This window comes from Paenibacillus sp. FSL H3-0333, from assembly GCF_038002805.1.
GTDB classification, from domain to species: Bacteria; Bacillota; Bacilli; order Paenibacillales; family Paenibacillaceae; genus Paenibacillus_AQ; species Paenibacillus_AQ silagei.
On the sequence record NZ_JBBODG010000001.1, the window covers coordinates 5,675,851 to 5,691,488 of the forward strand.

Here is a 15,638-nt window from a genome sequence, read left to right on the forward strand (position 1 = left end):
GCCCTGAAATTCCGAATATCTGGAGGAGGATCTGCATGAATAGCTCCGGAAGCATCCGGTTTCACTATGTACTCAGGGCGGTTATTCTGCTCGCCTTCGCCCTCTATATCGGACATCTGGTCCAGCAGGATGCCCTCCATTATTATGTTGCTCCTAAGCTGGCCCGCTGGATCCGGTTATGCCCGGTTCCGCTCTCCCTGATGGCGCTCAGCCTCGGGCTCCAAGCTGTGCTTGGCAGAAGCTCTGCCCTGTGCGACTGCGAGCACCGCCTGCCCCGTTCATTCCTGGGCAGCTCTGCGCTGTACAGCCTGTTCCTGCTCCCGTTGTTGCTCGGGTTCCTGCTGCCCGACCGGGCACTCGGCAGTGCCGCAGCGGCCAAGAAGGGCCTTGCCCTGTCTTACACTGCCGTTGAGTCCGGCAACGGGGGAAGGTTCACTCCGGCCAACCCTTATGAGGCTGAATTTGCAGAGCTGGCCGCCCAGCTCTACAGGCAGCCCGTCATCCCTGTGTTCCCTGAGATTTTCTCGGAAACGCTGGGCACCCTTAACCTGTACAAATCGCAATTCGAGGGTAAGGAGATCTCTGTATCAGGCTTCCTGTACCGTGAGCCGCAAGGGTCCGGCCAATCCGGCTACGCAGTCAGCCGCTTCCTGGTCCAATGTTGTACGGCAGATGCCACCCCATTCGGCATTCTTCTTGCACCGGGTACACAAATAAGCCTGCCCGCCGATACCTGGATTGAGGTTCGGGGCAAGCTTCATGTGACGTCCCATGAGGGCGTAGAGACTCTGCAGATCGCTCCGCAGAGCATAACCGCAGTGTCAGCACCGTCCACACCTTATGTGTACACGAACGCCGATGCCGCAGCGGCATGGACAGAGCTGCAGCCTTGACTAGATGACCGCATCCAGCGCGTCGTCATCCTCCAGCGAAGACTCAGGGTTCGAGATTTCCACCAGGAGACGGGCCGGAATACAGATAATCTGCTGTTTCGGCCGGGAGATGAATCCCATGTCCAGCGCAATGGTCAGCGGAGCATCCGAATAGGTCATCTGAATACCATAATCGTATACCTTCAGCGTGTTATGACCATATCGGGTGCGGATATCAATAATCTGCTCTTCCTTGGTCAGCTGGACAGTCTTGTAAGCTTTGCCGTTCACGGTGATTACGGCCTCCAGCTCCCCTTGCTTATACGGATGATTGTGGTTAGAGAACCACTTGTAGCCGTAGATGGAACCGGCGGCCAGCAATACAATGAGAATCAGCAGGAAATCTCCGCGCTTCATCGTTTTCACTCTATTGACCCTTTCGCTTACCGTTATATATTCGTAATGTTTACGATTTATATAATAGTAATGCAGACAAGGGAAAGCTGTCAACGTGAATAGCGCTAGCTTTGCCTGCCAACTATCCGGCCTTTTATATTACTAGACTATCTGCGGATGCTGCCGGACCATTCCCTCAGCACTCTGTCCAGCTCATCTCCACGGATCGGCTTGGGAATAAAGTCCTGCATCCCTGCCCGGAGGCACATCTCTTCATCTTCCTTGCGGGCAAAGGCAGTAGCGGCAATAATCACCGGGGACAGCCCCATCGCCTCGCGGATCTGCCGGGTGGCTTCAATCCCGTCCATGCCCGGCATCTGAATATCCATGAACACCAGATCATAGTGCCGGGACCGTACAGCTTCTACCGCCTGCTCGCCGTTCACTGCAAGGTCAGAGGTGTAGCCGCGCTTTTTGAGAAAAGTCTGCAGGATCTGCTGATTCACCGGATGATCCTCCGCGATAAGAATGGACAACGGCCCGTATTGACCCTCGGGATAATCCAGATTGAAGATTCCGCCCTTATACTCCTGAGTGGCAGCAACTCCTGCCAGCAGCGCTTGGCCCTGCTCCTCCACCGAATACATCACGCCGATGGTGAAGTAGAACTCCGAGCCTTCTCCTTCGACGCTGTTCACACCGATGGCGCCGTCCAGCAGCTCCACCAGCTTCTTGCTGATCGCCAGACCCAGTCCCGTCCCGCCGTACTTGCGGTTGATCGAAGGGTCCAGCTGGGAAAAGGACTGGAATAACAGGTTCTGGCTGCCCTGCGGAATGCCTATACCGGTATCGGTTACCGAGAACCTCAGAATCAGCGAGCCTGGCTCCCCGGCAGCCTCCAGCTTCACGCAGACGCTGACCTCGCCTTCTTCCGTGAACTTGACCGCATTGCCGACGAGATTCACCAGCACCTGCCTCAGCCTGGTCTCGTCGGTGATGACAACAACCGGAATATCGGGCTCAATATGGCTGCGCAGAACCAGCCCTTTCTCCTGGATACGGGGATAGAATAGTTCACAGACGTTCTGAACGACCTGCCGGATATCGACCGGCTGCAGATCCAGCGTCATCATGCCGGATTCAATTTTGCTGAAATCCAGCACCTCGTTGAGAATATGTACCAGCGCGGCACCGCTTTTATTGATAATCTGGGTGTAATACTGCTGTTCCTCCGTAAGCTCTGTTCCCGACAGGAGATCGGCCATCCCGATAATTCCATTCATCGGCGTACGCAGCTCGTGGCTCATAATTGCCAGGAACTCCGACTTGGCCCGGTCAGCCTTCTCCGCAGATTCCTTGGCACGCTCCACAGCCTTCTCCTCAGTGATATCCCGGAAAACAACCACCGCCCCCTTGTGCTCTCCGTTATCATACAATGCTGTCATCCGGTATTTGACCAGGAAGCTGGAGCCATCCTGACGCCAGAAGATCCCTTCCTGCTCCTGCTCATAAGAGAGGTTGGTCTTCAGCAGCTCCGCCAGCGTCCGGTGTCCTCCGGGATACAGCTCGCCGTCCATCCAGGTCTGCGCTATCGTATGCAGCTTGATATTGCCGGCCAGCTCACCCGGGTTATATCCGAGCATGACCGACGCAGCGGGGTTGATAAATACAGTCTCCCCCTCCAGATTCATGCCAAAAATCCCCTCAGACACGGAGTTCAGGATCAGCGCATGCTCATAGCTAAGCTTCTCAATCTGCTCCAGATAGCGCTTAGGCTCTGTAATATCACTGGTAATGGCGAATACGCCGACCACTTCAGAATCAATGAGCATAGGGACATAAATCATCCCTACCTCCACCCTCTCGCCGTCGTGACGGATCACCCGGGTATCGAAGGTCTGGGCCATGCCTCCGGCTGCCGCCAGAAACCGCATATTCACATGCTCCAGCTCATCCTCTTCAATAATCTCACAGTAACTGGAATGCATCATGGTCTCCCTGCTGTATCCTGTCAGCTGCTCCAGACTGGCATTCATTGACTGTATGTATCCCTGAAGATCCATGGCACTGATGGCAGACGGGTTATATTCGAAAAGCGACTTATACCGGTTCTCGCTCTCACGGAGCTGCTCCTCCATCCGCTCGCGCTCGGTCACATCCTGCACCATCCCGCGGATCAACTGAACCTTGCCGGAGGCATCCAGGATTACCTCCCAGTGTGCGTAGATAGACTTACGTTCCTCGCTGCCCTTCACTCTGAAAATCGCCTCACCCTTAGCCCCGGACTTCAGCGTATAATGCAGCTCTTCGCGCAATCTGTCCAGGTCCTCCGGCACTACACAGTCAAGCAATTGAGTATAATGGACCACGGTATGATTTCCGCAATTCCCGCCTAATTCAAAGATAGCCATCAGCTGGCTGGAGACGATCAGCTGATCATATACGGAATTCCACTCCCAGGAGCCCATTTGTCCTAACTCCTGCGCAGCAGCCAGCATATCTTCAACCTTCTTCCGCTCGGTGATGTCATGGGCAATCGTCAGGATCTGCCGCACTTCGCCTTCACGATTCCGCACCACCTGGAAGGAGCTCTGTGTCCAAAGATAATGGCCGTCCTTATGCCTGACCCTGCGTGTAAAGGTGTCACTGTCAGAGTAGAGCTTGCCCGGCTCGGTCATTTCCAGCGCATCCGCTTCATGGTAATAATCCGTTTTGTTGCGGCCGATCATCTCACTTGCCGGGTAGCCGAGCAACGTTTCGACTGACGGGGAGACGTAGCGCAGCGTTCCATCGGGATCGGCGAATGAGATCATGTCCGGGGTGTGCTCCGTAATCAGCTCGAAGAGCTGGCGATCCTCCTCTATCTTCTTCTCCGCCAGCTTGCGCGCGGTAATATCCGTCATCTCCGCAACCAAATGGGAGGGACTTCCAGTCTGTTCATCAATGATCAGAAAAAGATGCAGGGCAACCCAGAGCATCTCACCATTCTTATGTACGAACCGCTTGTCGGTATCTACAGCCATATCAGGACTGTTTATTAAAGCATTCATAATCTGCCCGTGATCCAGGGTAGCCCCTTCATCCGGAAAGACGATATCCTGGTAACGCAGCTCCTTGAGTTCGGTCTCAGTGTATCCCAACATCCCGCAGAGCGCAGGGTTGGCCATGAGCATAGTACCATCCGTAATGGCTACTGCCGCATATCCTATTGAGGACCGCAAGTACAAGTGCTTAAATAGAGTGTCGGACAAAGCTAGAGCCTCCTCTGAGAAAATGGGGGACATAATTTAGTAACATTATACCTTTTTTTCGGAAATTATGCTCCAGACCTAAAGTCCCGCTAATGAAGATACACAGGGTAAGCATGCCGCTGGAAACGAGCATATCCACATACAAAAAAAACGCCCTGGTCACTTTCATGACATCAAGGCGTTGATTATGGGTTAATCCAGTCTCCTGAATTCGTTACTTGGCCCTTCTGGGAATTCTCACCGCCACTGTTGTGCCCTGGCCGATTTCGCTGTGGATCGTGATCCCGTACGCCTCGCCAAAATAAATCCGGATTCTCTCCTGGGCGTTGAACAGTCCATACGATTTGGATTGCCTGCTTAATACCGTATCCATCGTCTCCTGAGTCATTCCCGGACCGTTGTCTTCAATGCTGAATACAATCGTATCTTCCTCGAAGCAAGCCCGCAGGCTGATCCTGCCGCGCCCCTCCCGCTTGTTGTCCACGCCGTGCTCAATCGCATTCTCTACAATCGGCTGCATAATCAGCTTGATCATATGGTAGCCCAGCACCTCCGGGTCCACCTCGTACACTACATCGAAGCTGTGGTCATGCATAATCAGCTGCAGATCAATATAAGATTTCGTATTCTCCAGTTCATCCTGAACGCTGATGACATCCTGCCCTCTGTTCAGGGTCGTCCGGTAAAATTTGGAGAGGGTTGTGGTAATTTTACTGATGTCATACGCTTTAATGCTTATAGCCTTCCAGTTGATCAGCGACAGGGAGTTATAGAGAAAATGCGGATTGATCTGAGCCTGAAGCGCTTTCAGCTCCGCGTCCTTCTGCACAACCTTGCTGCGGTAGACTTCATTGAACAGCTCATTCAGACTTTGCAGCATATCCTTGAACCGCGAGGTCAGCTCGCCGATCTCATCATTGGAATCGACCACAATATCCACATGCAGGTCCCCTCGGGTCACCCTTTTCATCGTGCGGTTCAGACGGTAGATCCTTCTCACGAATGCATTCGACAACAGCCAGACCGCAGGCACCAGAATCAGCAGGCAAATCCCGACCGTGAGCATGGTGGCGCGGAGAATCGTCTTGGCATCGACACCGATCGAGTTCTTGGGCATATAAAAGACAAGCTTCCACCCCGTCACGCCAAGCGCCTGGGAGATCACGATGAAATCGCTCGCGCGCTCTTCCGCTGCCTTAGCCGATTCAAAGGACGGCAGCCCGTTGTGATAGTCATACACAGGCTCCCCCGCTCCATTCTCGACCAGGACGCCGTACTCACCGGAGACCACATTGGTCAGACCCGCAAACATATCCTTGCTGTCAAAGCCTAAGTAGATCAGGTTGTCATACTGCGTTCCCGAGCCGCCCACCATCCTACGCACTGCGGACAAGGCCGTACCCTCCTTGATCCAATGCGTCTGGCCGCTGGCCATCGCCGCTTCATACCAGGGCTTCCCGGATACGGTGCTAATCGGCAGAATTGTATTCTTCCGTTCCGTGATGTTGTTCCCTGTATACACCGTCAGCTGGCGGATCTCTTCGTTCAGGAACAGAAGCGTATTGAACAGCGGCTCCACGATGGTGTTCAGATCATTGTACATATAGTAATAATTGTCCGAGTAATCATTGTTGAAGACGGACACTACACTGGAGTTGAAGGTGAACGAGTCCAGCGCGGCATTGAGCTTGCCGAACTTATAATCCAGATTGGCGGCGATCTCCGACACATTGTCGGTTAAGGTCAGCCGGGCCTGCTGAACAAGCAGACTCCTGGATTGATCATACGAATACCAGCCAAGCACACTTAGCGGAATAATGATAACTAGTAAATAAGAGACAAACAGCTTATGTTTAATTCTTAAATTCCTGATGAACCGGCCCCAGCGCTCCAGATCTACCCCTCCTGTCTTAAGCCTCTTTTCCTTATAACGTAGCATTGCCCCCGGCAAATAACAATCTGTAAAAGCGGCGGCCCGCCGCATGAGTCCTGCCCCGAAACAACAAAGGGGTGTCCCCAGCCGTTTCCGGCTTACAGGACACCCGCTTACATGCAGTTTACGCTTACTCTTTGACGGCGCCGAGCACGATTCCGCTGACGAAATACCGCTGCAGAAACGGATAGATCAGCATGATCGGGATCATCGAGACCATCACCTTGGCCGCATTGAGCAGCTGGCTCGACATATTCGACAGACGCTTGATCTCTTCCGGATCGGTGGTGTTCATGATCGAATTCACGCTGATAATCAATTGCTGGATATACGTTTGCAGCGGCCAGTTCTCCTTGTGGTTCATCAGGATCATCCCGTCAAAAAACGCATTCCAGTGACCGACGACCGAGAACAGGGTGACTGTTGCCAGTGAGGGCAGGGAGATGGGGATAAAAATCGTCACCAGCGTTCTCCACGCCCCCGCCCCGTCCATCCCGGCAGCCTCCTCCAGCTCCTTCGGAACGCCCTTGAAGAAGTTCATCAGCAGAATCACATTAAATACCGGAACGGCGGTAGGCAGCACAAGCGCCCAGATGGAATCGAGCAGCCCGTACGTATTGATCGTCATATACCACGGGATCAACCCGCCGTTGAACAGCATACAGAAGATAACGAACCACATATAGATATTTCTGCCCGGAAAATGTTTGTTCGATTTGGATAAAGGATAGGCCATCAGCACCGTAACCAGCAGATTGATGGCTCCTCCGAGCAGTACCCTTTTCACAGATACGCCAAAGGAAGTGAAGAAGCTCCGGTCACTGATGACCGACTTATAGGCCTCCAGATTGAAATCAACCGGCCAGAAGAAGACCTGACCCGACATGGCCGCCACCTTGCCGCTGAACGAAATAGCCAAGGTATTCAGTACAGGGGCCAAGGAGAGAAAAGCAATCACGGTTAGAATACAATAAATCACAATATCAACAGTCCGGCTGGTTCCACGGATCACAGCAAATCACCTCTGTCAGAAAATACGGTAGTTGGCAAACCGGGCAGCCAGACCATAGGAAGCGGCAATCAGCACAAAGCTTACGACCGATTTGAGCAGGCCTACAGCTGTTGCCAGTCCATACTGGATTTCAAGCAATCCTGAACGGTATACATAAGTATCAATGATATCCCCCGACTCATAGACAATCGGATTATACAGGTTGAGAATCTGCTCGAAGCCCGCATTCAGCACATTGCCGAGGCTTAAGGTCGCCAGCAGAATCACCGTGGTCATCAGACCCGGAATCGTAATATTGTTTAACCGCTGGAACCGGTTTGCTCCGTCAATGGCGGCTGCTTCATACAGATTGGTGTTGATTGAAGTCAGGGCAGCGATATAGATGATCGTATTGAAGCCGAATTCCTTCCATACATCGCTCGATACGATCACAAAGCGGAACCAGTGATTGCTCTGAAGGAACATAATCGGATCGCCGCCGAACCACTGGATCATCTGATTGATAATGCCGTCCAGACTGAGCAGGTTAATCAGCACCCCTGAGAGTATGACCCAGGACATAAAATGGGGCAGGTACACAATCGTTTGGATGGTACGCTTGAATTTAATATTCGCCACTTCATGGAACAGCAGTGCAAATACAAAGGGAACGGTCAATCCGGCAATGATTTTCATCAGTGCAATGCTCAGGGTGTTTCCGAGAATCAGCCTGCTGTCCGGCAGGCTGAACATATACTCAAAATTCTCCCAGCCCACCCATTCCGAGTGGAAGATGCCCAGTGTAGGCTGAAAGTCCTGAAAGGCAATCACGATTCCGAACATCGGAACTACACTGAATGCTATGAGCAGCAATATGCCGGGGAGCAGCATCAGGTGGTAATTCCAGATAGAAGCTCTGCTTCTCATGGTGACTCAACTGCCTCAGCAACCTCTTTGGTGATTTCTTCCCCTCCGATGCTCTTCCAGGTCTCCACGAACTTGTCGAATTCTTCAAGGGGAGAAGTGCCGGTAATGATTTTCAAAAAGGTCTCGTTTTCGAGTTTTTCCAGATTGGCTCCCTTTTTAAGCATCGCTTCTGTCTTGCCGTAGAACACAGGCTCCACCTTCACAATTTCTTTTGCTCCGGTGATAGAAGCGGCAGTATAGAAGGCCAGTGAATCGGCATAAGCGGGAATATCCTTTTTCGGATTTTCATTATTCTTCAAGACCGCCTTGACTCTCGGCAGGATGCGGGCCGGCAGATCGTCCAGCTTCTTATCCTTAATCGCCTTCTCATAGATCGGCACATCGCGTGCCAGGGAATCCTGATAATCCAACTGCACATTAATCGGATAATTGAGCCAGCCTACACCCAGATCCTTATACAGCTCCTGCGCTGCCGGATCAATCAGGCGGATGCCTTCATACTCCACGCTGAGCATTTTCAAGGCGGCTTCGGGATGCTCCGCCTTCTTGTTCACCACCATGAAGGTTCCCGACGGCGTGGATGGCACGATATTCCGTTTGCCGTCTCCGTCCAGCGGCACAGCCAGCGGCACCCAATCCGCTTCCGGGTTGGGCTTCACCGCATCAGACAACGCCCAGCCTCCGAACCAGGGGGCAAACAGGATACCGGCCCGGCCGCTTGACACCAGCCCGGCATTATCCTCGTATTTCCGGGTCAAGAACTCTTTGTCAATCAACCCGTCCGCGTACATCTCTCTCAGCTCAGAGAGCGCCTGCTTGGTCTCTGGAGTCGTGGAGCCGTAGATGATGTTTCCTCCCTCATCCTTGAACCAATTCTTCGGATAGGCATGATTGGCATTGAAGATCGGATCGAAGGTGAAGAAGCCGCCGTCTGCGACCACACTTTTATCGCCAAGCAGACCAACGGTATCCGCTTTCCCGTTACCGTCAGGGTCCTGCTCCTTGAACGCCTTAATCACAGTCTTCACTTCATCCATGGTACGGGGCGTCTCAAGCTTCAGCTTGTTCAGCCAATCCTGGCGTATCCACAGGAGCTGATAATTGCCGTCGATGTTGGTATTGGGCAGCGCCATCAGCTTGCCGTCGATTCTTCCGGTGTTCAGCACCCGGTCTCCCGTGTAGGAGTTGTAATAATCCTTAATCAGCGGCGAGGCATATTGATCGTATAACTCGGTCAGATCGGCCAGCATACCCGCTTTGGCCATTCTCTTAAACTGCTGTTCATCCACCACCAGAATGTCCGGCAGGGAATTGCTTGAGATCGCCAGGGTAACCTTCTGGTTATACGCATCCTGGTCCTCCACCGAGAAATCGTATTTCACCTTTACATTCAGGCGGTCCTCGACATATTTCAGATACTTGTTATTCTCCAGCGTATCTCCTGCCGGCAGGTTATTCCCCGATACGCCCTGTCTCCCCAGAGACACGGTAACGGGTTCTTCATATTTGCTGAAGGGTCCATCGTCCTCTTTGGCGGTGGCGGATGGTTCATTGCCTCCGGCATTCGTGGACTCACTGCCGGCGGGGGCAGCAACCTTTTCCTCCTCAGAACTGCTGCCGCAGGCCGCCAGCACTCCCAGCACCATTACCATGGACAGCAGCAAGGCCATAACACGAATTTTCTTCAATCTCATAGATGCCCCTCCCAAACTTTGTTATAAAACGCTTTCATGCTTACAGTTAAATTGTAAATTAGCCTGGAAGGGAGCGAAATCCCAAATTCTTTGGATACGCGTCAATTAATTTGGAAGTAAAAAGCACCCGCAGGTGCTCTCCAATAATTCGTACTATTACTCGTCCAGTATTTCACGATATTTTTGCGGACTGATGCCGTAATATTTTTTAAAGGTCTGGCAGAAGTAGGAGGAGCTCCAGTAGCCGGCATGTTCAGCGATATCGACGATTTTCATATTGGTGCTGTCCAGTAAATGCCTTGCCCGTTCCAGACGCTGCTGAGTAATGAATTTGATCAGGCTCTGCCCCGTTTCTTTCTTGAATAAATGGCTCAGGTAGCTGGGATTGAGCGATACGCGCCCGGCGATGACCTCCAGACTGATATCCTCCCTGAAATCCTTCTCCACAATCCGGATGACCTGCTGGACAATATGGCGTTTGCTCTCATCGGGAGCGCCGTTGTCCGGTTCTATTTCCGAGAGCGCCTGCAGCAGCACTTGCTTCACCCCGAGAATCGAATCGCTTTTGAAGATACGCTCTACCGTTTGCTGGAAATCCGCCTTCTGCCTGCGGGCTGATTGTTCAAACGCATTCCGCACCAGGTCCGAACACAGATACTTGACATAGATTGCAGAAGATCCGCCGTTCCGGCTCAAGTGGCTGAACAGAAGCTCAATGCTTTTGGCAGCGCCTGCATATTCCCCATGGTGAATGAATTGGTTGATATCGGCCATCAGCGTCTCGGTGCTGACAAGCTCCGGGACACGGCCTGCCAGATCATCTCCGGCAAACAGCACCACCGTATCCTCAAAAAAGAATTTGTAGTCCAGCGTCTGCTCCATCTGCTCATAACACGCTGAAATCTCCTGCCAATCGGAGATCACGGGGCTGTATACGATGCAGCAATGCCGGTAAAAGCGTTCCGCGATCCGCTCCGCCAGCGCTTCACTCATCTCCCTGATCCTCTTCTGTCCGCCGCTGCCTGGACAAGGGACCATAAGCACACTTTGATATTCATTCAGGTTCAGCAGCTCATATTCACCGGCTGTGAGCTGCTCTGCCGCTTGCTCAAATGCTTCGTAGCTACGGTCAAAGAAACGCTCTTTGAAATCAATCAGCAGCAGAGCGGCCGGCTGCCCTCCGAACGGCAGAGCGTCAGCATCCGCGATCACCTGAACCCCGTTCAGCACATCGGTCAGCCACTTCTCCCGCTCATACTCCAGGCCCTTTTGATACCCCTGCATCATCTCGGCAGTGCGGCGCTGCTGGGTAGCCTTATCCGCGCATTTCTGTATCACGCCGGACATCACCCCGGCGAACTCCTCGATATCAATCGGCTTCAGCAGATAACTGGAAGCATTGGTATAGAGCGCCCGGCGGGCATAGTCAAATTCCCCGTAGGCACTGTAGATAATAATTTCCAGGGAGGGCTGCGCCAGGCTCGCCTTCTCCGCCAGCTCCAGTCCGCCCATGAAGGGCATTTTGATATCTGTGAGCAGGATGTCCACCGGGTTCAGACGAAGATACTCCAGCGCCTTCTCCCCGTTCTCCGCTTCGATAACCCGCAGCTCGTAGTTCATGTCAGCGATCAGCCCCCGGATGCCGTCCCGTTCAATTTTCTCATCATCCACGATCAATATGGTAAACATAGAGTTCCCTCCTGATGTCTGATAGAATCATAAGTAAACGTTATCATTTCATTGAAGCCTACACTATGAGGAGGTCCCGCCATGCGCCTGGCGTACCGCAAAGCCAATGCACTTTTGAATCAGCATATCTCAAATATCAGTGACGGACAAACCTCATTTCATATTCATTACTGGGGCTTCATGCCGAATCATTATAATAATTCCCTGCACCGCCATTCTTTTTTTGAAGTCTGTTATGTCCAGCAAGGCACCGGCTCTTACCAGGATGACGATGCGCTCTTCCCCCTGGAGCCGGGAACCCTGTTCTGCTCGCGTCCGGGCATCTGGCACCAGATCCGCAGTGAGCAGGGGCTGATCCTGTTCTTCATTGCCTTTGAAATCGACGAAGCTCTAAGCTCTGCGGCCGGCCGCAAGCCGTTTCAGGATCTCGCCGCCGGAGGGCAGGCCATAGCCCCGCATGAGGCCGCCGCACTCTCTGCCCGAATCTGGCGGACTCTCTTCAGCCTTGCAGAGAGCGAAGCGGCGGTGTCCCGGCTGCCGATGAACCATCTGGCGCTTGCCCTGCTGCATTCCTTCCCGCAGGCGTTCTCTCCCGAACCCCATCTGCAGGCCGGGGCGATCAAGGAGGACAGCGGGGAGCACCGCCATTTGGAGCGGGCGAGGCGCTATATCCGCGACAATTTGTCCTCCCCGCTGCACATGGCCCAAGTGGCCCTGGAACTGGATATCTCTCCGCGTCATCTGTCGAGGATTTTCCAGGCCTGCCTGGGCCAGACTTTCGTCCATTATATTCAGGAACGAAGAATCCAACAAGCCAAGGATTGGCTGCTGCACACCGACTTGCCCATCAAAGACATCGCCGAGCGCTGCGGCTTCGAGTCTGTGCACTATTTCACCCGCGTATTCACCAAGCAGCTTGGTGTCTCCCCCGCCCGATTCCGCAGGTCGCAGTTTGCAGACGGAAGACAGAACCTGAGCTAATCATCACCAAATGTCCGGATTGTACAAAAAATCAGACGCCGTATTCAAAGATAATCCCGCACGGACTCCTTACAATGGTGGTAGACCCTTAGAAGGAGTGAGTTTCCCCATGTTTGTTAAACGACCGGTCAACCTTGTACGCAGCCCCATTCCTGTTCCTCAGGACGGCATACCCTTGGCTGCTCCTCCCGCAGTGCTCCGGGAAGGCTATTCAGCGATTGCCGCTTCCCTGCTTCAGCTCGCCAGTGAGAAGGGAAGCGGCAAGCTGTATGTTGCTTTTGACGGAACCCACGGCGCCCCGTTTCAAACCGTTCTGCAGCGAGCAGTGGATGCGCTTGAGCAAGCGGGTCATTCAGTGTCCCTCATCGGCTCGGGCAGCTATCTCAAGTCAGGCGAAGAGCTTCGGGAATTTTTTGCCGCCAATATTACGGATAACCGCGCCTTCGGCTATTTCACTGATGGTAGCATAGAGGATTATTTCCGGTCCGGGGCCAGGGCAGACGCTGCCCGCAGGCTGGATGAGGCAGAGCAGGGCGCGGATTCGGCTGCATTCTGTATAGTTTTTGGCCCGGGAGCTTACTGGCTTGGAGAGGGACGGTTCGATCTTTCCTGCTATCTGGATGTCTCGCGTGAATACCAGCAGGCCGGCCACCGGCAGGAGCTGCTGAGTTTCGGCCTTAACTGGAACCGGGATGCGGTGGAGAAATATAAAATCGCCCTGTTCGTGGAATGGCCTATTCTCGAAACCTACCGCAAACACATCCTGGATCAAATGGACTACTACATCGACCTGAATCAGCCCAAGCAGCCGGTCATGACTGCCGTGCCGTCTCTGCGCCGGATGATCTCGGATATTGCCGGGTCACCGCTGCGGGTGAAGCCTTTTTATGCACCGGGGGTGTGGGGCGGGCAATTCCTCAAACAGCTGGCCGATCTGCCGGAGGATTGGGTGAACTGCGCCTGGAGCTTCGAGCCGATTGCCCCCGAGAATTCCATTCTTGTAGGGTATGAAGGCAAAGAGATGGAAATTCCGTTTCTGCTGGTCATGCAGCAGGAGCATCCAGCGATTCTGGGGGAACGTCTGACCGGCTTATTCGGAGATTATTTCCCGGTCCGCTTCAACTATCTGGACACGATGGACGGAGACAATCTGTCCTGCCAGGTCCACCCTACCCAGGACTATATCCGCAGCCGGTTCAATGAATTCATGGCCCAGCAGGAATCCTATTACATCATGGAGCAGCAGGGGGATTCCGGGGTCTATCTGGGACTGACTGAAGACTGCCTACCTGAGCAGTTCCGCCATGAGGTGCAGAAGGCTCAGGAGACAGGCATCCCGCTGCCGCTGACCGATTATGTCAACCGTTATGCGTCCCGGAAGGGCGAGCTGTTCCTGATCCCGCCCGGAACCGTTCATTCCGCAGGCAAAGACAATCTGGTGCTGGAGATCTCCTCTACCACCTGGTGGTTCACCTTCAAAATCTATGATTTTCTGCGCAAGGACCTGGACGGCAAACCCCGGCCGATCAACATCGACTTCGCCTTCGACAATATTGACTTCACTCAGAAGACCGCCCGGGTTGAAGAGCAGCTCATGCCTTCGCCGGTGCTTCTGCAGCAGCAAGGGGAGAATGAAGAGTATGTGCTGGGACAGCGCAGTGATCTGCTGTTCTATGTCCACCGTGTGCATTTGAAGGATACCTGGAAAGACGATACACGCGGCGAAATGACCATGTATAACCTCGTTGAAGGAGAGGGCGTGCGGATTGTGTCTGCTGCTGACGAGGCGGTATTTGTGGAGCTTCATTATGCGGAATCGTATATTCTCCCGGCTGTACTAGGAGAATACACCATCGTCAATACCGGTTCCGGCCCCTGCAAGCTGATCAAGGCCGGTGTCTCCGCAGCATGGGATGTGAGTCTCCTTGAGCCGTGATATCGTACTCGCGTTGGATGTGGGCGGAACCTTTATTAAGACCTGCGTGCTGGAGGACGGCCTTCCGCTGCAAGGCAGTGACATGGAATTCCCCGCCCTGGCTGACCGGGACCAGGAGACGATCCTCGACCATTTCCTATCTATTTTTCAAGCCCAGTACGACCTGTATCAGCACCGGCGCCGGGACGCTGTAACGGACTGCCGCTATCATATCGGGATGGCTTTTCCCGGCCCGTTCGATTACAGGCAGGGCGTCTGCCTGATCCGGGGGCTTGCCAAATTCGAGGCGATCTACGGGCTGAATCTGGGCCAAGCCTTACGCGCACGCTGGCACGCTGGCACCTCCGGTGAGGCCGGCACGCTGCCGGACATGGATATCCGCTTCGAGAATGACGCACGCCTGTTTGCGCTGGGAGTCAGCGCCGAATTCCCGCGTGAGCGGTTCATCGCCTTGACGCTAGGAACTGGACTCGGTTCCGCCTTCATCGACAGCTCCAGGATCATGGAATCCGGGCCGGGCATCCCGCCGGACGGCTGGCTGTATGACCAGCCTTATCTTGACGGCAGGGCCGATGATTGGTTCTCCAGGAGAGGCATCCTGAAGCTGGCCCGTGAAGCGGGGATTGGGGAGGCTGGGCTTCCGGGAGCAGAGTTGGATGTGAAGGAGCTTGCCCATGAAGCCAGAGAGGGGAATGCTGCCGCGCGCGGGGTATTCGCCGAATTCGGAGCCCGGCTCGGGGAGCTGCTCCAGTCTCACGTGGATGGTTACCGGCCGGATTTCATCATGCTGGGCGGGCAAATCTCCCGAAGCCATGACCTGTTCGGGCCTGCCTTGCTGAACCGCTTGCGGAGGCCTTCCTCCCCCGCCTTGACCGTCCGCACGGCGGAGCATGTTCTCGCCTATACCTTCCTGGGCATTGCCCGGATGTTCAGCGAGGGATAGGCGGGGGCATCGTCATATGCTTCGT

Annotated in this window: 11 protein-coding genes; 4 read left to right on the plus strand and 7 right to left on the minus strand. The window is 53.9% G+C overall.

Features of this window, described 5'->3' with window-relative positions:
• Positions 1–35 precede the first annotated feature (35 nt).
• The gene (locus MHH78_RS25215; RefSeq protein ID WP_341169192.1) at positions 36–893 is read left to right on the plus strand and encodes a TIGR03943 family putative permease subunit; all 858 of its coding nucleotides are present in this window, start codon (positions 36–38) and stop codon (positions 891–893) included.
• Here MHH78_RS25215 and MHH78_RS25220 read toward each other — a convergent pair whose 3' ends face one another.
• The 7 genes from MHH78_RS25220 to MHH78_RS25250 all read right to left on the minus strand — a co-directional run bounded on the left by MHH78_RS25220 (position 894) and on the right by MHH78_RS25250 (position 11,753).
• On the minus strand, positions 894–1,289 hold the full coding sequence (locus MHH78_RS25220) for a NusG domain II-containing protein (RefSeq protein ID WP_036725293.1): 396 nt from the start codon (positions 1,287–1,289) through the stop codon (positions 894–896).
• Positions 1,290–1,435: 146 nt separating this feature from the next.
• Positions 1,436–4,519, minus strand: a complete 3,084-nt coding sequence (locus MHH78_RS25225; RefSeq protein ID WP_341169193.1) for a PAS domain S-box protein — start codon at positions 4,517–4,519, stop codon at positions 1,436–1,438.
• Positions 4,520–4,733: 214 nt separating this feature from the next.
• Positions 4,734–6,458 carry a sensor histidine kinase gene (locus MHH78_RS25230; RefSeq protein ID WP_341169194.1) on the minus strand — a complete coding sequence of 575 codons (1,725 nt, stop codon included), beginning with the start codon at positions 6,456–6,458 and terminating at the stop codon, positions 4,734–4,736.
• Positions 6,459–6,582: 124 nt separating this feature from the next.
• Positions 6,583–7,464, minus strand: a complete 882-nt coding sequence (locus MHH78_RS25235) for a carbohydrate ABC transporter permease (protein WP_341169195.1) — start codon at positions 7,462–7,464, stop codon at positions 6,583–6,585.
• A gap of 15 nt (positions 7,465–7,479) precedes the next feature.
• A complete protein-coding gene (locus MHH78_RS25240) occupies positions 7,480–8,370 on the minus strand; it encodes an ABC transporter permease (protein ID WP_341169196.1) in 891 nt (296 codons plus the stop codon).
• Positions 8,367–10,064 carry an extracellular solute-binding protein gene (locus tag MHH78_RS25245; protein WP_341169197.1) on the minus strand — a complete coding sequence of 566 codons (1,698 nt, stop codon included), beginning with the start codon at positions 10,062–10,064 and terminating at the stop codon, positions 8,367–8,369. Before MHH78_RS25245 ends, MHH78_RS25240 begins: the two co-directional genes overlap by 4 nt.
• Before the next feature lie 156 nt (positions 10,065–10,220).
• Positions 10,221–11,753, minus strand: a complete 1,533-nt coding sequence (locus MHH78_RS25250) for a helix-turn-helix domain-containing protein (RefSeq protein WP_341169198.1) — start codon at positions 11,751–11,753, stop codon at positions 10,221–10,223.
• 81 nt (positions 11,754–11,834) lie between these two features.
• On the opposite strand from MHH78_RS25250, the gene MHH78_RS25255 reads away from it, so the two are divergent.
• The 3 genes from MHH78_RS25255 to MHH78_RS25265 all read left to right on the plus strand — a co-directional run bounded on the left by MHH78_RS25255 (position 11,835) and on the right by MHH78_RS25265 (position 15,613).
• On the plus strand, positions 11,835–12,734 hold the full coding sequence (locus MHH78_RS25255) for an AraC family transcriptional regulator (protein WP_341169199.1): 900 nt from the start codon (positions 11,835–11,837) through the stop codon (positions 12,732–12,734).
• A gap of 109 nt (positions 12,735–12,843) precedes the next feature.
• Positions 12,844–14,670 (plus strand): class I mannose-6-phosphate isomerase, encoded by a 1,827-nt coding sequence (locus MHH78_RS25260; protein WP_341169200.1) that lies wholly within the window; start codon positions 12,844–12,846, stop codon positions 14,668–14,670.
• Entirely contained in the window at positions 14,660–15,613 is a 954-nt protein-coding gene (locus tag MHH78_RS25265; RefSeq protein ID WP_341169201.1) for an ROK family protein, read from the plus strand. Before MHH78_RS25260 ends, MHH78_RS25265 begins: the two co-directional genes overlap by 11 nt.
• Positions 15,614–15,638 lie beyond the last annotated feature (25 nt).

Bases quoted from the DNA above. Each gene is read 5' to 3' on its own strand.
- MHH78_RS25220 (WP_036725293.1), bottom strand. From the start codon at position 1,289: ATGAAGCGCGGAGATTTCCTGCTGATTCTCATTGTATTGCTGGCCGCC.
- MHH78_RS25255 (WP_341169199.1), top strand. From the start codon at position 11,835: ATGCGCCTGGCGTACCGCAAAGCCAATGCACTTTTGAATCAGCATATC.
- MHH78_RS25230 (WP_341169194.1), bottom strand. From the start codon at position 6,458: ATGCTACGTTATAAGGAAAAGAGGCTTAAGACAGGAGGGGTAGATCTG.
- MHH78_RS25260 (WP_341169200.1), top strand. From the start codon at position 12,844: ATGTTTGTTAAACGACCGGTCAACCTTGTACGCAGCCCCATTCCTGTT.
- MHH78_RS25250 (WP_341169198.1), bottom strand. From the start codon at position 11,753: ATGTTTACCATATTGATCGTGGATGATGAGAAAATTGAACGGGACGGC.
- MHH78_RS25245 (WP_341169197.1), bottom strand. From the start codon at position 10,064: ATGAGATTGAAGAAAATTCGTGTTATGGCCTTGCTGCTGTCCATGGTA.
- MHH78_RS25240 (WP_341169196.1), bottom strand. From the start codon at position 8,370: ATGAGAAGCAGAGCTTCTATCTGGAATTACCACCTGATGCTGCTCCCC.
- MHH78_RS25215 (WP_341169192.1), top strand. From the start codon at position 36: ATGAATAGCTCCGGAAGCATCCGGTTTCACTATGTACTCAGGGCGGTT.